Annotated in this window: 22 protein-coding genes; 10 read left to right on the forward strand and 12 right to left on the reverse strand. The window is 57.0% G+C overall.

The window, feature by feature from the left end; translation table 11 throughout:
• Positions 1-38: 38 nt before the first annotated feature.
• The 8 genes from Q674_RS40305 to Q674_RS40340 are packed head-to-tail and all read right to left on the reverse strand — an operon-like array spanning position 39 to position 6,957.
• Positions 39-779 carry a hypothetical protein gene (locus tag Q674_RS40305; protein WP_023010165.1) on the reverse strand — a complete coding sequence of 247 codons (741 nt, stop codon included), beginning with the start codon at positions 777-779 and terminating at the stop codon, positions 39-41.
• Positions 776-1,300, reverse strand: a complete 525-nt coding sequence (locus Q674_RS40310; RefSeq protein ID WP_014421427.1) for a DUF2878 domain-containing protein — start codon at positions 1,298-1,300, stop codon at positions 776-778. Before Q674_RS40310 ends, Q674_RS40305 begins: the two co-directional genes overlap by 4 nt.
• Positions 1,297-2,571, reverse strand: a complete 1,275-nt coding sequence (locus Q674_RS40315; RefSeq protein ID WP_023010166.1) for an SAM-dependent methyltransferase — start codon at positions 2,569-2,571, stop codon at positions 1,297-1,299. The genes Q674_RS40310 and Q674_RS40315 overlap by 4 nt, the downstream gene beginning before the upstream one ends.
• On the reverse strand, positions 2,559-3,461 hold the full coding sequence (locus Q674_RS40320; RefSeq protein ID WP_023010167.1) for a DUF1365 domain-containing protein: 903 nt from the start codon (positions 3,459-3,461) through the stop codon (positions 2,559-2,561). The genes Q674_RS40315 and Q674_RS40320 overlap by 13 nt, the downstream gene beginning before the upstream one ends.
• Before the next feature lie 2 nt (positions 3,462-3,463).
• Positions 3,464-4,729: an NAD(P)/FAD-dependent oxidoreductase gene (locus tag Q674_RS40325; RefSeq protein WP_023010168.1), complete on the reverse strand. Its 1,266-nt coding sequence runs from the start codon at positions 4,727-4,729 to the stop codon at positions 3,464-3,466.
• 25 nt (positions 4,730-4,754) lie between these two features.
• Positions 4,755-5,537, reverse strand: coding sequence for an SDR family NAD(P)-dependent oxidoreductase (locus Q674_RS40330; RefSeq protein WP_023010169.1), 783 nt, complete (start codon positions 5,535-5,537; stop codon positions 4,755-4,757).
• Positions 5,534-6,004 carry a nuclear transport factor 2 family protein gene (locus Q674_RS40335; protein ID WP_023010170.1) on the reverse strand — a complete coding sequence of 157 codons (471 nt, stop codon included), beginning with the start codon at positions 6,002-6,004 and terminating at the stop codon, positions 5,534-5,536. Before Q674_RS40335 ends, Q674_RS40330 begins: the two co-directional genes overlap by 4 nt.
• The gene (locus Q674_RS40340) at positions 6,001-6,957 is read right to left on the reverse strand and encodes an acyl-CoA desaturase (RefSeq protein ID WP_031210552.1); all 957 of its coding nucleotides are present in this window, start codon (positions 6,955-6,957) and stop codon (positions 6,001-6,003) included. Before Q674_RS40340 ends, Q674_RS40335 begins: the two co-directional genes overlap by 4 nt.
• Before the next feature lie 8 nt (positions 6,958-6,965).
• Here Q674_RS40340 and Q674_RS40345 point away from each other — a divergent pair, with 8 nt between their 5' ends.
• Positions 6,966-7,991 carry an NAD(P)/FAD-dependent oxidoreductase gene (locus tag Q674_RS40345; RefSeq protein ID WP_031210554.1) on the forward strand — a complete coding sequence of 342 codons (1,026 nt, stop codon included), beginning with the start codon at positions 6,966-6,968 and terminating at the stop codon, positions 7,989-7,991.
• 6 nt (positions 7,992-7,997) lie between these two features.
• Here Q674_RS40345 and Q674_RS40350 read toward each other — a convergent pair whose 3' ends face one another.
• Entirely contained in the window at positions 7,998-9,482 is a 1,485-nt protein-coding gene (locus tag Q674_RS40350; protein WP_023010173.1) for an HD domain-containing protein, read from the reverse strand.
• A gap of 112 nt (positions 9,483-9,594) precedes the next feature.
• Here Q674_RS40350 and Q674_RS40355 point away from each other — a divergent pair, with 112 nt between their 5' ends.
• The 7 genes from Q674_RS40355 to Q674_RS40385 all read left to right on the forward strand — a co-directional run bounded on the left by Q674_RS40355 (position 9,595) and on the right by Q674_RS40385 (position 15,085).
• A complete protein-coding gene (locus Q674_RS40355) occupies positions 9,595-10,803 on the forward strand; it encodes a PP2C family protein-serine/threonine phosphatase (RefSeq protein WP_023010174.1) in 1,209 nt (402 codons plus the stop codon).
• A gap of 14 nt (positions 10,804-10,817) precedes the next feature.
• Positions 10,818-11,309 (forward strand): STAS domain-containing protein, encoded by a 492-nt coding sequence (locus Q674_RS40360; protein ID WP_011784965.1) that lies wholly within the window; start codon positions 10,818-10,820, stop codon positions 11,307-11,309.
• Between the two features lie 52 nt (positions 11,310-11,361).
• The gene (locus Q674_RS40365) at positions 11,362-12,423 is read left to right on the forward strand and encodes an NAD(P)H-dependent glycerol-3-phosphate dehydrogenase (RefSeq protein ID WP_023010175.1); all 1,062 of its coding nucleotides are present in this window, start codon (positions 11,362-11,364) and stop codon (positions 12,421-12,423) included.
• A 30-nt stretch (positions 12,424-12,453) separates the two neighbouring features.
• Positions 12,454-12,903 carry a SixA phosphatase family protein gene (locus Q674_RS40370; protein ID WP_023010176.1) on the forward strand — a complete coding sequence of 150 codons (450 nt, stop codon included), beginning with the start codon at positions 12,454-12,456 and terminating at the stop codon, positions 12,901-12,903.
• 41 nt (positions 12,904-12,944) lie between these two features.
• The gene (locus Q674_RS40375) at positions 12,945-13,841 is read left to right on the forward strand and encodes a radical SAM protein (protein WP_023010177.1); all 897 of its coding nucleotides are present in this window, start codon (positions 12,945-12,947) and stop codon (positions 13,839-13,841) included.
• 14 nt (positions 13,842-13,855) lie between these two features.
• The gene (locus Q674_RS40380) at positions 13,856-14,422 is read left to right on the forward strand and encodes a DUF1285 domain-containing protein (RefSeq protein ID WP_023010178.1); all 567 of its coding nucleotides are present in this window, start codon (positions 13,856-13,858) and stop codon (positions 14,420-14,422) included.
• A gap of 201 nt (positions 14,423-14,623) precedes the next feature.
• On the forward strand, positions 14,624-15,085 hold the full coding sequence (locus Q674_RS40385) for an FKBP-type peptidyl-prolyl cis-trans isomerase (protein ID WP_011784960.1): 462 nt from the start codon (positions 14,624-14,626) through the stop codon (positions 15,083-15,085).
• 120 nt (positions 15,086-15,205) lie between these two features.
• On the opposite strand, the gene Q674_RS40390 is transcribed toward Q674_RS40385, so the two are convergent.
• Positions 15,206-16,858 (reverse strand): electron transfer flavoprotein-ubiquinone oxidoreductase, encoded by a 1,653-nt coding sequence (locus Q674_RS40390; protein ID WP_023010179.1) that lies wholly within the window; start codon positions 16,856-16,858, stop codon positions 15,206-15,208.
• 318 nt (positions 16,859-17,176) lie between these two features.
• Here Q674_RS40390 and Q674_RS40395 point away from each other — a divergent pair, with 318 nt between their 5' ends.
• Together Q674_RS40395 and Q674_RS40400 are read left to right on the forward strand one after the other, a co-directional pair.
• The gene (locus Q674_RS40395; RefSeq protein WP_011784958.1) at positions 17,177-17,926 is read left to right on the forward strand and encodes an electron transfer flavoprotein subunit beta/FixA family protein; all 750 of its coding nucleotides are present in this window, start codon (positions 17,177-17,179) and stop codon (positions 17,924-17,926) included.
• On the forward strand, positions 17,927-18,868 hold the full coding sequence (locus Q674_RS40400) for an electron transfer flavoprotein subunit alpha/FixB family protein (RefSeq protein WP_014421441.1): 942 nt from the start codon (positions 17,927-17,929) through the stop codon (positions 18,866-18,868).
• 30 nt (positions 18,869-18,898) lie between these two features.
• On the opposite strand, the gene Q674_RS40405 is transcribed toward Q674_RS40400, so the two are convergent.
• Both Q674_RS40405 and Q674_RS40410 read right to left on the reverse strand, forming a co-directional pair.
• Positions 18,899-19,354 (reverse strand): hypothetical protein, encoded by a 456-nt coding sequence (locus tag Q674_RS40405; protein WP_011784956.1) that lies wholly within the window; start codon positions 19,352-19,354, stop codon positions 18,899-18,901.
• A 24-nt stretch (positions 19,355-19,378) separates the two neighbouring features.
• A complete protein-coding gene (locus tag Q674_RS40410) occupies positions 19,379-19,708 on the reverse strand; it encodes a hypothetical protein (protein WP_011784955.1) in 330 nt (109 codons plus the stop codon).
• Positions 19,709-19,753 lie beyond the last annotated feature (45 nt).

Below are 19,753 nucleotides of genomic sequence, written 5' to 3' on the forward strand. Positions count from 1 at the left end.
CACCCCAGGCCGGGTGCCGTCTGGCAGCTGCGACCAGATTACCGTGTCAGTTCACAATCCGGTAAGCGGGCAACCTGATAGCGAATGTGGGCGATGTGGTTGGATTCGGCATCTTGCCGGATGTTGGTTAACCCCAGATAGTCGGTCAATGCGCCGTCTGAGCTGTACCCCAGCACGATAGGGTCAACGAGAACCCGTAACAACAGGCTGGTGGGGCGGATCTGCACGGTCAGGTCTGCGTCCACCTTGACGGAGGTGGCTGGCTCGAGAACAAAACCGTAGTGCTCCCCCCGGGTGGGCGCCAGAAACCGGAACTCCACTGACTCGCCTTGCCGGATACGTTCCCAGTTGGCCCGGACAAAGTAGTCAAACCCTGAATCCACCACCAGCTGCTGGTCGAATGGCACCGTGAATTCTCGAGTCTCGCCCGTTGGCTCCTGCCAGGCAATACTGAGAGCCCGCTCCTGCGGGTAGGTGATGGTTAACGCTTCACCGAATGCTGGCTGGCGGAACTCTACCCGGGGCCGAAACGCGGAGTTATTGTAAGACAGCGATTTACTGGCGAATGCGTCTCCGCTTTCCGGATTCCGGTAGGAAACCTGGTGGTCAACCGGGTCAAAGACGCCTTCGGAACACGTGCCTTCGATTCGATGATCCTCCTGGTAAAGCACCTTCCCATCCTGTTTGGCCGTACCTGAAAATTCAAATACCTGGCCAGACACGGGGGATGCGGCTGCTGTCAGGAGTAGGGTAAGGAACGTCGAACCAGCGAGTTTCATGTTTCCAGCTCCGCGTACAGGGCCTTGCGAATGAACAGCAGCAAAGGAAACAGGACGAACCAGCCGACGGCCATGGCGACCAGGGAAAGTGTCAGGTCCGGCAGCGCCACTATACCGAGCTGGCTGGCGGACCAATAGGCAAAGGGGCCGGCAATGGGGGCCAGAGCCCACGGCAGCCACTGGCGCTGGCTGATCCAGCCCAGGGAATGGCACAGGGTGGTCATGAAGATGGTCCAGATCGCGATTAGCCAGGGCGGGGCAGCCAGCACCTCTTCTCCGGAATCAAGGGCCAGCACCCCGGTTCGGAACCAGAGTGTATCCATCAATCCGCCGAGCACCACGCCAAAGCCAATAAACTGCAGTTCGGAAAACCGCCGTTGACTGACCAGAGCAAGATGCAGGCCCAGGAACACCAGGATCAGCCCCACCGTAGCTAGCCCGGGGTACAGCACGCAGGCCAGCCAGCCTGCCTGGAACAGTATAAAGTTCAGCAGGTTACGGGCTGTTTTTGAAGTGATCATACACTCAGAATGTTCGCGCGTTTGTTGGCCGGCTTGGCCATGACCAGATGGGCAACGCCAATCGCCCGCTCGCTGAAGCCAGCCTCGCAGTACGCGAAATAGAAATGCCACAGGCGTTGGAAGGCCTGGTCGTATCCCAGCTGTTCCAGTTCCTGACGGCGCGCCATGAACCGATCACACCAGTCCCTCAGCGTTCGGGCGTAGTGAAAGCCGAAGTCTTCGGCATGGGTGAGTACCAGGTCTGAGCCCCGGTTTATAGAGCCAAGAATAGCGCCAAACGATGGGATAAAGCTGCCGGGGAAAATGTAACGCTGGATGAAATCCACATTCTTCAATGCCCGGTGGTAACGCTGTTCCGGCATGTTAATGGCCTGAATCAGCGCCAGGCCATCCGGCTTCAGCAGGTGGCTGATCTGGGACAGGTAGCTGTCCAGGAACTGGGGGCCAACGGCTTCGATCATCTCGATGGACACCAGTTTGTCGAACTGTCCCTGCAGATCGCGGTAGTCGTCGAACAGCAGCGTAATCTTGTCTTCGAGGCCTTCCGCTTTCACTCGCGCCTTGGTCAGCTCCAGCTGCTCCCTGGAAATGGTAGTGGTGGTGACATGGCAGCCATAGTGTTTGGCGGCGTGAATGGCGAAGCCACCCCAGCCAGTACCGATTTCCACCACCCGGTCCTCCGGACCTAAATCCAGCTTGCGGCAGATGGTATCCAGCTTGTGAACGGCCGCTTCGTCCAGGGTTGAATCCTCGCGGGGGTAAATGGCGGAGGAATACATCATGGTTGGGTCCAGGAACAGGCGGAACAGGTCATTGCCCAGATCGTAGTGGGCGCTGATATTCTTGCGGGAGCCTTCCGGGGTGTTTCGGTTCAGCCAGTGCAGTGCCTTGAGTGCGGGCTTGCTGATCCAGGCAAACCGGTCTTCAAACCGGTTCATGGTGTCGATATTGCGGGTAAAGAACCGAAGCAGGGCGGTCAGGTCTGGCGAGCTCCAGTCACCTGCCACAAACGATTCGGCAGCACCGATGCTGCCACCGGTCACCAGATCCCGCCAAGTGCTGTGGTTGTGGATCACTAACTCGGCCTGCGGATAGCGGTCATCGCCATCACCGAATACGAGGTCCTCAGCTCCTGCCTCTCTGATCACCAGCCTGCCATGACCAAGCTGCGCCAGTTGCTGGCAAGCCAGGTGCTTTGCGACACGGCTGATCAACGAAAGCCCCGTGTTCCCAGTGCGCTGGTGTTCAACCGAGGTGTTCAGGTTCTCCATGAGCTTACCCTTCCTGCCGAATCAAATGCGTTGTCTTGTTGTGCCGATGGTTTTTCCGTTACATCCAGCCCCAGATCCTCGGTACCGCGCTGGTAGGCGCTGTCGGTTGCATCGAGTTTGTCCGGGTGGGTGTAAAAGGGGGCCCCTTTGAATTTCAGCTTCAGGGCATTCCAGTAAATACCGGCAACGCCTTTGATGGTTTCCAGGGGAAACCGTCTCAGGCTCCTGTGCAGGGTTTTACGATCAAGAGGGGTGCGTTGGACTACCAGCGTGGCATCAAAATGCTTGCGGCCTTCCTCTTCCACATTCATGTGAACGCGCATGTCCTTGCCGCGAAAACTGAACAGCCACTGGTAGTGCTGATTCATGCCATTAAATGGTGAAACGTGGAAGCGTTTGCTGAAACCAAAACGCTCGGTGTGCCAGGCGTTATCGGAGCCCGGCCCCGGCTGGGTGCATTCCATGCAGTACACATGGCGCTGTTTCCAGGGGGTGTTGGTAATCTGGGCGACAATCACACGGGGGGTGGCGCCGGCTTCTGGCCTGCAGCCCCGTTCATAGCACAGGTAAAAGCTGACCGGATTGAAAATGTAGCCCAGGTAGCGCGGGTGGGTAACCAGCTCTATTGGCCCATCCGGAGCCCAGCCGGTGGCGCTTTTAACCCGGTTGAATACCGCCTGGCGCAGGCTGGGCACTTCCGGGTCAAGGTAATCCCGCCGGTAGAGCCCCAGCCAGTTAAAACGTTCGAGGGAAAAAAACGGACTGGTTCTGGTTACCGTGGACCAGTCGTCAAGGTCGAGGGCGAGCATTCCGATGTTGTAGCTGAACTCATGCTGAACCGGTAGCTTGCGCCGATGCCTTATGGTGCCTTCCAGCCATTCACTGGCCATAATCAGAGCTCCACCCCGAATGCCCGGGTAACTCTCAGTGCGCTGCGCACACCGTCTTCGTGGAAGCCATTGAACCAGTAGGCACCGCAAAAGTGGGTGCGGTTCCGGTTACCGATGTCATCGTAGCGCTCCTGTGCGGCAACGGCGTCCAGAGTGAAGACGGGGTGATCGTATTCAAACCGTTTGATCACCTTTTCCGGATTAATATCCCGGCTTCGGTTCAGGGTGACGCAAAAGGTTTCCGGAGCGTCGTCGAAGTTCTGAAGAACGTTCATGTTGTAGGTTACGGAAACCGGTTGCGTGCTGTGTTCCGGGATCATGTAATTCCAGGCGGCCCAAGCCAGACGGTTCGAGGGCAGTACGCTGGCGTCCGTGTGCAGAACCACGTCGTTCTTCTGGTATGCGATGGCTCCGAGGATGCTTCTCTCATCGTCAGTGGCGTCGTCCAGCATGGCCAGGGCCTGGTCACTGTGGCAACCGAAGATGACCTGGTCAAACCGGTGTTCCTGGCCGTTGGCCACCAGAGTAACGCCGTCGGCATCCCGTTTTACCGATGTCACCGGACTGTTCAGGTGAGTCTGCTCGCCCAGCCGCTCCATCATTCGATCCACGTAGGTGGCCGAGCCGCCGGAAATGACCCGCCAGGTGGGCCGGTCATCCACGGATAACATGCCATGGTTGTTAAAGAACTGCAGGAAAAACCGGATCGGAAACTGTTCCAGCACAATCTCCGGGGCAGACCAGATGGCCGCGCCCATGGGGACAATGTAGTAGTTGCGGAAGTACCGGCTGTATCCGTTGCGGTTAAGGTATTCCCCGAGTGTCTCGCCATCCGGAATGGTGCCTGCGGCCAGGTCAGCCCGGGTTTCCTTGTTGAACCGGAGAATCTCCCGGATCATTTTCAGGAAATTCAGATTGAACAGGTTCCGGCGCTGGGCAAACAGGGTGTTCAGGCTGGTGCCGTTGTATTGCAGTCCACTGGCGTGGCAGTCCACGCTGAAACTCATGTTGCTCACTTCAGAGGCCACCCCGAGCCGATCCATCAACTTGATGAAGTTGGGGTAGGTCCAGTCGTTGAACACGATAAACCCGGTATTCACCGGCCAGGTACGGCCACCAGCTTCCACCTGTTCCGTGTTGGTGTGGCCTCCGGCATAGTCGCCGGCTTCGAATAGATGCACATCGTGCTTGTCGGCCAGCAGCCAGGCGGCTGTTAAACCTGATACTCCAGCGCCAATCACGGCAATTCGCTGACGTTCCTGATTCATGCAAGGTAATTCCTGTGGTAAAACTTTAATGATCGGTTTTGCGGGCCATGGAGGCGGCCATGCGGTCGATAACGCTCCGGGGCAAGGCGGCTAGCAGCTTCAGGGACCAGGTAAAGCGTTTGGGGAACGCGATTTCGTTACGGCCTTTCTCAAGCCCGGTGCGGATTCGTCGTGCCGCATCGCCGGCTGAGATGATAAATGGCATCGGAAAATCGTTTCGGTCCGTCAGTGGCGTTTTGACAAACCCCGGGGATACCACCACAACCTGAATCCCCTCGGCCGCCAGATCGGCTCTCAGAGACTGGGCAAAGTAGGTAAGCGCCGCCTTGGAGGCGCCATAGCCCTCGGCCCGCCCGAACGGAAACCACCAGGCCGAAGAACTCACAATTACCAGAGTAGCCGGCTTGCCTTTGGCGCGGGTCGCACGCAGAGCCGGAAGGGCAATATCCAGGCAGCGCGCTGTGCCGATCACGTTGGTGGTCACGTTGTTGGCAATGACATCGCTGTTGTATTCCGCCACCTCCAGATACTCACAGGTACCGGCGTTCAGAATGGCCATGTCCAGGTCGCCGAAGTGGTCGAGCTGCGACTTAACTCGCTGCAAGTCGTCCTTGCTGGTGGTGTCCGCAGCAGCCGTGGTGATCTGGTTCGGGAAAGCTTGTGACAGCTCATCCAAAGGCTCCTGCCGGCGTCCTGTCACAATCAGTTTGTGACCGGCACCGGCGAGTTCGTGAACCAGCGCTTCGCCAATACCGGATGAGGCACCGGTTAACCAGATGTTGCTGGCTGACGTCAGTAATTGGCTCATCCTGCCTGCTCCTTGACCCAGCGAATCATCCGGCCGAGCACCGGCAGGTTTTCATACAAAAGCTGGCCGGCGTCGAAATAGTCCCGGTGATAACGCACTTTTCCATCCCGGATTTCCAGATGGCTGATGCCCTCTACAAACACCGGTTTGCCGCCGCGGACACGCTTGTGTTGAAGCTCCATTACCCAGGGCAGGCTGCACCAGCATTCCTGAATGACCGGCTCGTGGAACCGGAACTGGCAGCGGATAACGTTGCCGTAGGCACCCGCCATGTATTCGGTCAGTTGATCAAGGCCATGCACCTGGCCAAAAGGATCCTGAAACTCGATATCCTCGCCGTATACCTGCTGGAGCTTGTTGAGATTGCCTTTGTCGAGCGCGTTATACAGCGAACAGAAACGGTCCAGTACCACGGGCAATCCTGAATCCGGTGCCCCGACTTCAATGGCAGAGGCAGACGTCGTCATGAGCGGTTCCTCCTCTTGTTGTCCAGTTCCCGGGTTTCTTTCTGGATATGAGCCGGAATCGGATTGAGATCCCAGATAATGCCCAGCTTGGAAAGCAACCACAGGCCATACCAGGTCATATCAATTTCGTACCAGCGGAAACCCTGGCGTACCGATTGCGGCCACCGGTGGTGGTTATTGTGCCAGCCTTCACCCAGGGTGATCAGGGCCAGCCAGAAATTGTTGCGGCTGTCGTCGTCGGTCTCAAACCGCCTTTTACCCCAGACATGTGACAGCGAGTTGATCGATACCGTTGCGTGGAAAAGCACCACGGTTGATATGAAGAACCCCCAGACCAGGAGCTGAAGCCCGTTCGTGCCCAGCCCGGGCGCCCACAGGGCCAGTGCCTCGCCAAGCAGGTAAATAGCCACCGCAAACGCGGCGGGTACCAGTGAATCAAAGCGATTGATGAACCGGAGTTCCGGGAATCTCAGCCAGTCGCGCACCCGACGTTCATCCATGGCAAAGCCTGCATCACAGGTGAACCATCCCACATGGGACCACCAGAACCCGCCCTGGTGCGGTGAGTGCAGATCCTGCTCGTTGTCCGAGTGCTGGTGGTGGTGCCGGTGGTGTGCCGCCCACCACAAGGGGCCTCGTTGAGCCGCACTGGCCCCCAGAACGGCAAAAATGAACTGTGCCGGCCGGCTGGTTTTGAAGGTCTTGTGGGAGAAATAGCGGTGGTAGAAGCCAGTGATTGCGAACATCCTTACCAGGAAAAAGGCAACGGCAAAAACCACTGCGAAGGTGCTGACGCCGGTGTAGAGTGCCAGCAGACAGGCAAGGTGGAGTGCGATGAATGGCAGTACCCGCACCCAGTTAAAGGCGCGGGATGCCGTATCCAGGTGATCTGAACCTGCTTCGGAATCGAACCATCTCAGAATGTTTGTTAACCAACTATTTACTCGGGTCATATACAACCATGCGTGAAGTAACATCAGACACCACATCAATACGCAGCATCGCGGTTATTGGTTCAGGGCTGGCGGGGCTGACGGCCGCAATTCTTCTTGGCGATTCGGGCCATAATGTCCGGGTATTCGAGAAAAGTCGCGGCCCCGGTGGTCGTCTGGCGTCCAAGCGCGTGGCGAACGCGTCCGCCGATATCGGCGCCCAGTACTTCACGTCTCGTAACCCCGGCTTCACCCGGTTTCTGGATCGCTGGGCCGGGCCCGAAAGCTACCAGATCTGGAATGCCCGGTTCGGTTATCAGACGGAAAGGGGCAGCTGGCAGGCGTTTCCGGAGGAGCACCGGTTTGTTGGTACGCCGCGAATGACGGCCATTTCCCGGGCTCTGTCTGAACACATTTCGCTGGAATCAGGCGTTCGAATCGCCAGACTCTCGAAAGACGGTACGAAATGGCAGCTCACCGATACCGATGGGCAGCACTACGACGGCTTCGATCAGGTCGTGATCACGGCCCCGCCGGCCCAGGCGCAGGATCTGCTCCGGGACAGTGGTCTGGAGCCGTTGGCGGAAGGATTGGCGGAGCACGTGGGTAATATCCTGCCGTGCTGGGCGGTAGCGGCCCATTTCAATCGCCCCGTTGATTTCCCGTTTGATGCGGTGCGCCCCAACTCCGACGTGTTGTTCTGGGTGGCCAACAACTCCTCCAAACCCGGCCGCGAAGACGAGGGCCAGTGGTGGGTGCTGCACGCCAACCCCGAGTGGACACAGCGGCACGTGGATGACGCTCCGGAAAGCATTGCTGAAGCTCTGCTGGCGGAATTCCGCGCGCTGACCGGGCATGAAGACGCTGCGGACGATTGGGTGCCGCACCGGTGGTTGTATGCACGCTCGGAGTCGGGCGATAACCCCGGCTATCTTTTCGACCCGAAAACCGGCATTGGCCTCGCCGGCGACTGGCTGGCGGGCGGCCGGGTTGAAGGCGCCTGGGAAAGTGCCTCGCAACTAGTGCAGGTGATGACCGACAGCCCTGAACAGTAATCTGCGTTACTCGGTCAGGTCGGAGGGAGCTTTTTCTGCCACTTCCGGCCGCCGGTAGAAATGAGTGATGGTGCCGTCGCCGAATTTTGAGAAGAAGGCACTCACCTCGGTGATTTTCCTCAGGCTGCGCTCCCGGGTGATCGGGTTTTTCACCAGCACCTTGATGCCGTTGAAGTTGTCCTGAATGTTCGAGAAGCGAGCCTTCATGGAGCAGGTAACCACGTTGTCCGGGTTAATGCCCAGCTCCGATGCCAACCAGCGGCTGTGATTCAGGATTTCGATCTTGTCCAGATTCTCTCGCGTGTCGACGTGGTCCAGCTTCACACGGTTCACGATGCAGAACGAGTAGCTCCTCGGTTCCCGGCGGGCCACCTTGCGGAAGGCTTCCCAGAAGAAGTTATCGGTCAGCTCGGCAAACCATTTCATGTTGCTCAGGCAGGTATCCACCCAGTCGAAGCTTTCCGGGTCCTCCAGCACTTCGTTAATGGCCTCACGCAGCAACCAGTCGAAGCCCAGAGCGGTCTTGTGCGCATATACCTTGCGGTACATCTGGTGGCGGCTGTACACGAAGTCTTCCAGGGCGCCCAGGCCTTTCTGGGTAATCGCCAGCCCCATCCAGGGCTCGGAAACGTCCCAACCAAACCGCAGGTTGCTCAGCAGGTGGTCCAGATTGAAGCCGCCGATGGTGACCGAGCTGTGGAAGCCGTCCCGCAACATATAATCGGCCCGGTCCGCATCAATCTCCCCCGATACGATGGACGACAGCAGGCCCATCACCAGCTGCGGCACATCCCGGGGCGGAATAGTGCCGGCAATGGCATCGTCGCCGGCGATGAATTCCCAGAAAGTCTGGGCGTGGCGGCAGAAGGTTTCGCTGGGCGTAACATCGGTGGTTTCCATAATGCCGATGACATCGATAGCAGCCAGCCCGGCGCTCTCCAGATCCACAGACGAGAGTACGTCATGGGCAACTCGAACAGAGTAGTGTTCATGCTCCAGTTCTTCCGGTTCACTGGCGTGGTAGGCGGAATAGTCAACACCATCCCACAAATCCCGGAACCGTGCCGGGCGAGACATCAGGTCGCGGATCTTCCGGGCCTGGGTGAACTGATGGGAGAAACTGGAGTGCCCGCTGTCGTGCAGCAAGCAGCCGAGCCGGATGGTTTTGGCGAGGTAATCAATGGCATCGAGCTGGCTCAGGCTGAGATCGGTCTGCTCACTCAGCTGTCGTTCCCGAAGGTAAGCATCGATCATGGCCCGGAACATCCGCGTGCCTACATGCATCACCCCGATGCTGTGCAGGAAGCGGGAATGCGTGGCGCCGGGGAAAACCAGGCTTAGAATGTCGTTCTGGCAGATGTTGCGCAAGCGCTGGAACAGAGGGTGGTCAATCACCTGGATTTCGTGCCGGTAGAGCGGGATACCGCCATGCACCGGGTCCATGATCAGTTTGTCATAGGCTCCGAGCAGATCGTTAACGGCACGTCTCATGGTTACAATTCTCCCAAAATGATGATTGCGGCCTTGTTATATCACAGGGGCATGCCAGAATAGGCCATATAAAGCCTTTTTTCTTTACCGCTGGTAGTTTAGGGCAGCCAACATGACCTCGCGCACCGAGCGCATTCTGATAATTGACGCCGATGAACAGGCCCGAGCCGATCTGTCCCGTTACCTGGAGGCGCGGGGGTTTTACGTAACTGGTGCAGCGGGGGTAAACGCTGCCCGAGGATTGTTCGACGACAATATCCCGGATGTGATCTTTGCAGATCTCCCTCCAGAGGCGATCAGAGACCTGTCCCGGCGCCTTGATGAAACAGAAAGTTTCACGCCGATAGTGGCCTGCACCAGCAGCCAGTCCAGCGCCGATGTGGTCCAGGCCATGCGGGCCGGAGCCGCCGATGTCGTGCTCAAACCCTGCAATGACGACCGCAATGCACTGGACGACATTATCGGCAAGTTGTTTGACCGGGTCAGGGTAAACCGCCTGAACCAGTTGTACCGGCAGGAACTGGAAGAAGCCAACCGGGACCTGCGCAACGGTATTGCCGAGCTAAGGGCCGACCAGAATGCCGGTCGCAAGGTGCAGCTAAAAATGCTGCCAGACCATCAGCTCACGCTTTCCGGGCTCAGCGTTGATTACCTCATCAAGCCGTCCCTGTATCTCAGTGGCGATTTTCTCGACTATTTTCGCATCAGTGAAGACAAGGTCCTCGTTTATATCGCCGACGTTTCTGGCCATGGCGCCAGTTCCGCATTCGTTACCGTGTTACTGCGAAACCTCACCAATCGTTTGCAGCGGAATCTTCGGCGTCAGTCCAGTGAAGACATCCTGCACCCGGAACGTTTCCTGGAGCGCATCAACTCAGAGCTGTTGGATACAGGGCTTGGCAAGCATGTCACCGTGTTTGTTGGCATTATTTCAACAACAGAACGTACATTGAGTTATGCGGTCGGAGCGCATTTCCCCATGCCCATCCTGTCGTTTGAAGATGGTGAAACCCGTTTTCTGGAAGGCAGCGGGCTGCCGGTAGGGCTGTTCGAAACGCCGGAATGGGAGCTTTACAAGGTGAAGCTGGATCGACCATTCCGGCTTTTGTTGTTCTCTGATGGCCTGTTGGAAGTGATCCCGGCCAAATCTCTGGATGAAAAGGAGAACAGACTACTTGAACTCGTTTCAGGAGGTAGTCACACTATCGCATCGCTGAGCGACGCTCTGGGGCTGGATAAGATCTCGGAGCTGCCTGACGATATCGCGATAGTATCGGTAACTGATACCATAAACGGGTCAGATAACACGTCGTCGACTTAGTGGCAGTGTGAAAAATGGCTGGTTATAAAATCCTGCAAGCAGAACAGCAGGGAATATACGTCCTGAAGTTTATTGGGGAAATCCGGCTGAACCTGTGTTCGACGCTGGACAATCTGGTTGAGTCCATAACCCGTGATCCGGCATTCAAAACCGTGGTTATCGATCTCACCGAGACCGAAATCATCGACAGCACGACGCTTGGCCTGCTGGCCAAGATTGCGCTGGCGGCGCAGAAACAAAGTCATTTTCTGCCAACGCTGATTTCCACCAACCCCGATATCACCCGCATTATTACGTCCATGGGCTTCGACAAGATTTTCATTATTGTCCGTGAGCCAGCTTCCCGAATTGAAGAACTCGAAGAAATCCCCGTGCTCAAGGCGAGCGAACAGCAGGTTCGCGATAAAGTTCTTGATGCCCATAAAGTACTGATGGGCATGAATAGCCGGAACAGGGAAGAATTCAAGAATCTGGTACGGGCGCTGGAATGCGAGGAAACTGGCTGAAACGCCAGTCCTGCACCGGGCCCGGCCCTGACAGAAACAGAACGGAACGTTTATGCCTGATAACCCGACGCCCGGTAATCACGGGGCGAATTCCTACGATGTGGCAGTACTTGGTGGCGGCAGTTTCGGTACTGCCATGGCAAAAGTACTGGGCGAGAATGGCCACGTTGTGCATTTCTGGATGCGCGATGAAGCACAGGCAGAGGAGATACGCAGCACCCGCATTAACCGCCGGTATATGCCCGCCGTTACCCTTGAGGGTGACATTCAGCCGACAACAGACCTGGCCGATGCGGTGCGCAAAGCGGAGATTGTGCTGGTTGCGATCCCATCGAAAGCGTTTCGGTCGGTCATTCGCGAACACAGCAGCGAATTCCGCGATGGCCAGATCGTCGTCAGCCTGACCAAAGGCATCGAAGAGCTCGGTTTTAAATTGATGAGCGAAATCCTGCTGGAGGAGCTTCCCAGGTGTCGCTCCGGTGTTCTGAGCGGGCCGAACCTGGCTGGCGAGATCGTCAACCGGGAACTGACCGCCACTGTGATCGCCGCAAAAGACCCGGATGTGCGCCGCACAGTGCAGGAACTGCTGGGCTGCGAATACTTTCGGGTTTACGCCAATGTTGATGTCTACGGTGTGGAACTGGCGGGCGCACTCAAGAATATCTACGCCATTGTTGCCGGCCTGGCATCGGCCCTGAACATGGGCGAGAACGCGAAAGCCATGCTGATTACCCGTGGCCTGGCCGAAATGAGCCGTTTCGCGGTTAGCCTTGGCGCCAACCCGATGACCTTTATGGGCCTTGCAGGTGTTGGCGACCTGATTGCCACCTGCACCTCCAGCAAAAGCCGGAATTTCCGGGTTGGCTACGCCATTGGCAAGGGCCAGAAACTGGAAGAAGCCGTGCAGGAGCTGGGGCAGGTGGCCGAAGGCATCTATACCCTGAAACTGGTGCGGGAAAAATCCGAGGCCATTGGCATCTACATGCCGCTGGTACGAGGGCTTTACGAGATTCTCTATGAAAGCGCTTCCATCAATGCGGTGATCAACAGCCTGATGATGGCCGTGCAGAATTCTGATGTGGAGTTCATTCTGCCGCGCACCATTACCCAGTGACCCGGGATTGTCATCCGGAAGGAGAGGCACGTGCATCTGATTGTTATGCGCCATGGTGAGGCCGGCTGGCATTCGCTGGATCAGGAGCGTGAGCTGACCGAAGCGGGTCGCCGCGGCGTGGCAGCCGTGGCGGCGCAAATTGCCTCTTCCCCGTGGCGTCCCGCCCAGATATGGTCCAGTCCCTATGTTCGGGCCCGGCAAACCGCCGCGATTGTGGCGGAAGTGCTGAATTGCCCGGTCCAGGAAAAAGCCTTTATCACACCCGATGATGACCCTGGCCGTTGTCTGGATGAGCTTCTGGACAACCAGGTTTCACCATTGATGTTGGTTTCCCACATGCCATTCGTGGGTAGCTTCTCTACTCTGTTGGTTGATGGCCATCGGCAGGGCATTCCCTTTATGACGTCTCAGGCTGTACTGCTGAATATGCCTGTAGTGGGGCCAGGCTGCGCCGACTTGAAAGCCCAGTTTCTGCCCTGATCTAATCAGTACATCACTCATTTCCGATACTGAACGAACCTATGTACAGTTTTCCCATTGATTACATTGAGCCAGTCTTCCGGCCGCCCAGCGAGGCGAAATCGCTGATTCTGCCGGTGACTAATGGCTGTTCCTGGAACCAGTGCACCTTCTGCGAGATGTATACCCAGCCCCAGAAGAAATTCCGGGCTCGAAAGCCCGAAGACATCAGGGCAGACATCGAGAAAGCAGCAGCGGCATTTGGCGACGTGCGCCGGGTTTTCCTGGCCGATGGAGACGCCATGGTGCTGCCCACCCGGCGCCTGCTGGAAATAATCGCTGATTTGAAGCGAGGCTTTCCCGGCCTGGAACGCGTTTCCAGCTACTGCCTGCCACGAAACCTGGCAAAAAAATCGGTTGAAGAGTTGATCCAACTCCGGGAAGCCGGCCTGAAAATCCTTTATGTGGGCATGGAATCCGGCGACGACGAGATTCTTCGGCGTGTTAACAAAGGTGAAACCTGGGAATCCACCCGGTCGGCCCTGGTGAAGATCCGGGAAGCGGGCCTGGTGAGCTCGGTGATGGTGCTCAATGGTCTGGGCGGTGAAGCTCTTTCACGGCAGCATGCCATTAACACTGCCACACTGTGCAATGAAACCCAGCCCGATTACCTGTCTACCCTGGTGGTCAGCTTCCCGCAGGGTGAAGAGCGATTCCGCGAGGGTTTCGGGGCGGATTTCGTACCCCTGGGCCAGCAGGCCCTGTTCGAGGAAATTCGTGTGTTTCTGGAGCACCTGGAACTGGACAACACCATTTTCCGAAGCGATCACGCCTCCAATTACCTCGTGCTCAAAGGCACGCTGGGCCGCGATAAAGACCGCCTGCTGCAGCAGGTAAACATGGCCATTACCCAGCCTGGCGCTGTGCCTCTGCGGGCAGAATGGATGCGTGGGCTCTGATCAGGGAGAAAACGATGAACCGGACACCCGATGACATTGCCAAATCCCTCGAAGACGCCGGCAAGAGCAGGGATCTTCCACCGCTGGATAAATGGCACCCCGAACTTTCCGGCGACATGGATCTGGTGATCACCCGGGATGGCCAGTGGATCTTCAAAGGTGAGCCCATCGCCCGGGAGGCCACGGTAAAGCTGTTCTCTACCATTCTCAGGCGGGAAAGCGATGGAGAGTACTACCTCGTTACGCCGGTCGAGAAATGGCGTATCCGGGTTGAGGACGCACCACTGCTGGCCCATGGTCTGGAGGTGAAAGGCGAGGGCGCGGAGCAGGTTATCACCCTGGCCACCAACATGGGCGAAACCCTGGAGATTGGCGAGCAGCACCCGTTACATGTGGGTTCCTACTCCGAGACTGGCGAACCTCGGCCAGTTATTCAGGTGCGCCACGGCGTTGAAGCCCGGCTGGTTACCTCGGCGTTCTATGACCTCGCCGAGCTGGCCGAGGAAACCGAAGCGGCGGGAAAAACCGTGTACGGGGTGCTTAGTCACGGAAAATTCTGGGAAATCGGGCAGGGCGGTTGAAAAGCGCCTGACCACCCCAATGAATAAGGTAGAAAACGCAGTCTGTCACTTGTTAAACTGTGGTTTCTTACTTGTTATCGAGCCTGGCTCTCTAACGAGGCCCGGTGGTCGTTAGTCCCTCTGTGCAGTCTGGCTGTTCACGATCACTTTCGATTGCCTACAATCTAAATACACAGTCATTGCGACACGCAAGGAGATCACATGGCCCAACCTCGTGTTGTCACCATCCATTACACGCTCACTAACGACCAGGGAGAGCAACTCGATTCCTCCCGCGTAGAAGGCCGTGAGCCACTGGCGTATCTGGAAGGTGCACAGAACATCATCGGCGGACTGGAAAGTGCGCTGACCGAGAAGAACGCTGGCGACCAGGTTAAAGTTTCCGTAGAGCCAGCTGAAGGCTACGGTGAAGTAAACGAAGAGCTCATCCAGCCGGTTCCGCGCTCTGCTTTCGAGGGCGTAGACACCATCGAGCCAGGCATGCAGTTCCAGGCACAGACTCCGGGCGGCCCCCAGGTCGTTCGCGTGGTAGAAGTTGGCGACGAAACCGTTACCATCGATGCCAACCACCCGCTGGCGGGTCAGACTCTGCACTTCGATGTTGAAGTGGTAGAAACCCGCGAAGCAACCGACGAAGAGCAAGAGCACGGCCACGTGCACTGATGCCTTCTGATGGTTGATCAGAAAACGGCGCCTCCGGGGGCCGTTTTTTATGGCCGGAATAATCTGCCAGCATAAAAAAAACCGGGGCAAGCCCCGGTTTTCTGAAACAGTGATACTGGATCACATGTTCGGGTAGTTCGGACCACCGCCGCCTTCCGGCGTTACCCAGGTGATGTTCTGGGCAGGATCCTTGATGTCACAGGTCTTGCAGTGAACACAGTTCTGGGCATTGATCTGGAACTTCTTGCCGCTGCCGTCGTCTTTCTCGACCACTTCGTATACGCCAGCAGGGCAGTAACGCTGCGCTGGCTCGTCGTACTTTGGCAGGTTCTCTTTCAGCGGAATTTCCGGGTCGGTCAGCTTCAGGTGAACCGGCTGATCTTCCTCATGGTTGGTGTTGGAAATGAACACCGAGGACAGGCGGTCAAACGTCAGCTTGTTATCCGGCTTCGGATAGTCGATATTCTTGCACTCAGACGCCGGCTTCAGGGTGGCGTAGTCCGGAGTCGTGTCGTGGAAGGTGATCGGCAGGCTGCCGCGCAGAATGTTCTGCTCGAAGAATGCGATGGCACCGCCGACGATATTGCCGAACTTGTGCATGGCCGGGCCGAAGTTACGCTCGGCGTAAAGCTCCTTGTACAGCCAGCTGTCTTCGAAACGCTTCTGGAAGCTGGTGATTTCCTCACCGGATTTACCTTCCTTCAGGGCCTCGAATACGGCTTCAGCGCCCAACAGGCCGGATTTCATGGCGGTGTGGGAACCTTTGATCTTGGAGCTGTTCAGGGTGCCGGCATCGCAACCCAGCAGCAGGCCGCCTGGGAAGCTCATCTTCGGCAGGGCGTTGTAGCCACCCTTGGCGATTGCACGGGCGCCGTAGGCAACACGCTTGCCACCTTCCAGATACTTCTTGATTTCCGGATGGTACTTGAGACGCTGGAACTCTTCGAACGGGCTCAGGTGCGGGTTGCTGTAGGAAAGATCGGTGATCAGACCAACATAAACCTGACCGTTTTCCAGGTGATACAGGAAAGAGCCGCCGGTGGAGCCGGATTCGTTCAGCGGCCAGCCGGTGGTGTGAACAACCAGGCCTGGCTCGTGTTTGGCCGGGTCGATGTCCCACAGTTCTTTGATGCCGATGCCGTAGTGCTGCGGATCCTTGCCTTCGTCCAGCTTGAAGTCGTTGATCAGGCGCTTGCCCAGATGACCGCGACAGCCTTCAGTAAACAGGGTGTACTTGGCGCGCAGTTCCATACCCGGCATGTAGCCGTCTTTCTCGGAACCGTCACGGGCAACGCCCATATCACCGGTGATAATGCCTTTTACCTGACCATCTTCAACGATGGTTTCTGAAGCGGCAAAGCCCGGATACACTTCAACACCCAGCTGTTCGGCCTGCTCAGCCAGCCAGCGGCAAAGGTTGCCCAGGCTGATGATGTAGTTGCCGTGGTTGTGCATGTTCTTGGGCACAAAGGCATTGGGTACTTTGGTGGCCTTTTCCTGATTCTTCAGCAGGAAAATGTCATCCCGGGTAACCGGGGTATTCAGGGGGGCGCCTTTCTCTTTCCAGTCCGGGAAGAGTTCGTTCAGGGCCGTGGGCTCGAATACGGTGCCGGCGAGGATGTGCGCGCCGATCTCAGAACCTTTTTCAACCACACAAACGGTTAGTTCTTCGCCGGCTTCCTGCGCCAGTTGCATGACGCGGCAGGCTGCCGACAGGCCCGCAGGGCCGCCGCCGACGATCAGAACATCAAATTCCATCGATTCGCGTTCCACGTTGGTCTCCTCAAACAGCTTTTAATGGATATTGTTTGCCCGCAGGCCTCATCAGGGGCGCCATCATACCGGTAAAAATGCGTATAGACGACAGCCCAAAACCGCTCAAAACGGCTATTTGTCCCGAAAGGATAACGCATTTGAAGAATCAAACAAACGTTTGTTTGAAATCTGCACTAACCTTTGGCATTGTACGTATACACCGAAATATCGTGTGTTTTGAGTCGATTTTTAGTATCGTCTCATTGTCAGGTCGGGTCAACCCGGTCCTTTGACTGTGAAGACTCATTAAACCCATCGTAGAAGAACGAGGAATCTATGAAGGTTCTGGTCGCTGTAAAACGAGTTATCGACTACAACGTGAAGGTGCGCGTCAAGCCGGACAACACCGGCGTTGATCTCGCCAACGTCAAGATGGCAATGAACCCGTTCTGCGAAATCGCAGTTGAAGAAGCGGTTCGTCTGAAAGAGAAGGGCGTTGCCAGTGAAATCGTTGTTGTATCCATTGGCCCGAAGGCTTCTCAGGAGCAGATCCGTACTGCCCTGGCTCTGGGTGCTGACCGCGGTATCCACATCGAGACTGACGAAGAAGTTCAGTCCCTCGAAGCGGCCAAGCTGCTGAAGGCTGTTGTTGAGAAAGAAGAGCCCAAGCTGGTTATTCTTGGCAAGCAGTCCATCGATTCCGACAACAACCAGACTGGCCAGATGCTGGCTGCTCTGACTGGCATGGGCCAGGGCACCTTCGCCTCTGAAGTGGTTGTTGACGGTGACAAGGTTAACGTAACCCGCGAAGTAGACGGCGGTCTGATGACAGTTGCTCTGAACCTGCCGGCGGTTGTTACCACAGACCTGCGTCTGAACGAGCCGCGCTACGCTTCTCTGCCGAACATCATGAAAGCCAAGAAAAAGCCGCTGGACTCCATGTCTCCGGCTGACCTGGGCGTTGACGTTGCCGCTCGCCTGTCCACCCTGAAAGTCGAAGCCCCGGCTGCACGCCAGGCTGGTATCAAGGTGGCTGACGTAGCTGAGCTGGTGGATAAACTGAAGAACGAAGCGAAGGTGATCTAAATGAGCATCCTGGTAATTGCTGAACACGACAACAGCAGCCTGAAACAGGCTACTCTGAACGTTGTAGCGGCTGCCAAGGCCATCGGTGGCGACATCGACGTGCTGGTTGCCGGTGAGAACGTAGGCGCCGTCGCTGAAGCCGCTGCCAAGGCAGAAGGCGTGAACAAGGTACTGGTTGCCGACAACGCCGCTTACGGTCACTTCCTGGCAGAAAACCTGTCTGAGCTGGTTGCTGAAGTAGGCAAGGGCTACAGCCACATCCTGACCTCTGCCGGCACCACTGGTAAAGACTTCATGCCGCGTGTTGCTGCGCTGCTGGACGTTGCCCAGGTTTCTGACATTATCCGCGTTGAATCCGAAGACACCTTCGTGCGTCCGATCTACGCTGGTAACGCCATTGCGACCGTCAAGGCAAGCGACAGCATCAAGGTTGTGACGGTTCGTCCGACCGCGTTCGACCCGGTAGCCGCTGAAGGTGGTTCTGCCTCTGTTGAGCAGCTGGACGTAGTAAAAGACGCTGGCCTGTCTTCCTTCGTTGGTGAAGAGAAAGCCCAGTCTGATCGTCCGGACCTGGCTTCTGCCGGTATCGTTATCTCCGGTGGCCGTGGCATGCAGAACGGCGACAACTTCAAGATGCTGGAGCAGGTTGCTGATCTGCTGGGCGCTGCGGTTGGTGCTTCCCGTGCCGCTGTTGATGCCGGCTTCGTGCCGAACGACATGCAGGTTGGTCAGACCGGCAAGATCGTTGCTCCGCAGCTGTACGTTGCGGTTGGCATCTCCGGTGCCATCCAGCATCTGGCGGGCATGTCTGATTCCAAGGTGATCGTTGCGATCAACAAGGACGAAGAAGCCCCGATCTTCCAGGTGGCCGACTACGGCCTGGTTGCAGACCTGTTCGAAGCAGTTCCGCAGCTGGAAGAGGAACTGAAGAAAGTTCTGTAACTTTCTGAAGTTTCAGAAAAAGAAGGCGCCTCAGGGCGCCTTCTTTGTTTTTGAAACAATGCGTTTTTCCGCTTTGCCGATGATCAGTGTATCCGCGAGGATATGCAGTGCCCGGTTAGAGGTTCTCACCGCTTTGTACACCTGCTCGCTCTTCTGGTGGTGGGATTGCTTTATCCGGCGGGCGCTGTCCCGGAACTCATCGTCCCGGGAAAACAGGTCAATCAGGCCAAACGTGGTGTTGGCGATGGCTTTGTGGACTTTCTCGACTGCGGTCGCGCCGCCGGACACCGTTTCTTCCAGCAACCGGGCGCGGTTGCGAACCTCCATCAGGTCCATCCGGCTTTTCTGAATAGCGCTCAGGGCACCTATTCGATGGGCATTCAGGATTCTCAGGTCGCGCCGGTTACCATTGGACAGCCGGAATGCAGCGAACAACAGTATTGCGCTGCCGGCCAGACACATCAGGCTAACGATCAGTAACAGCATGGCAGGGCTCCTGTTGCTCTTGTACTAGCGATACTCAATGTGCATATCTACCTCAATGTCCCGCTCGTCCAGCTCCCGCTCCAGCTCTTTCATCACTTCCTGATAGACCATTTTCCGGGTCATTACTGGTAGGCGGTCGGCCAGCACCCGTCCGGTGCGGGATTCGCGTTTGGCCAAGGCAATCGGATCCCGTACCCGTAACGTAAGCACCAGCTCAGGATCCTGATGTGTGTCGCTGATATCCTCGCTTTCCAGCATTTGCTTGATCATCTTTCGCTGCTCAAGCACTTGCCAGACCAGCAGGGCGCTGAAAGCCAGAAGAAACAGGCTGATAATAATCAGAAAGACGCTCAAAGGGGCTCTCCTACTTCAATGACTGGGCAGAGTGTGCCGCAGTCC

It is taken from the genome of Marinobacter sp. EVN1, from assembly GCF_000475375.1.
Taxonomy (GTDB): domain Bacteria; phylum Pseudomonadota; class Gammaproteobacteria; order Pseudomonadales; family Oleiphilaceae; genus Marinobacter; species Marinobacter nauticus.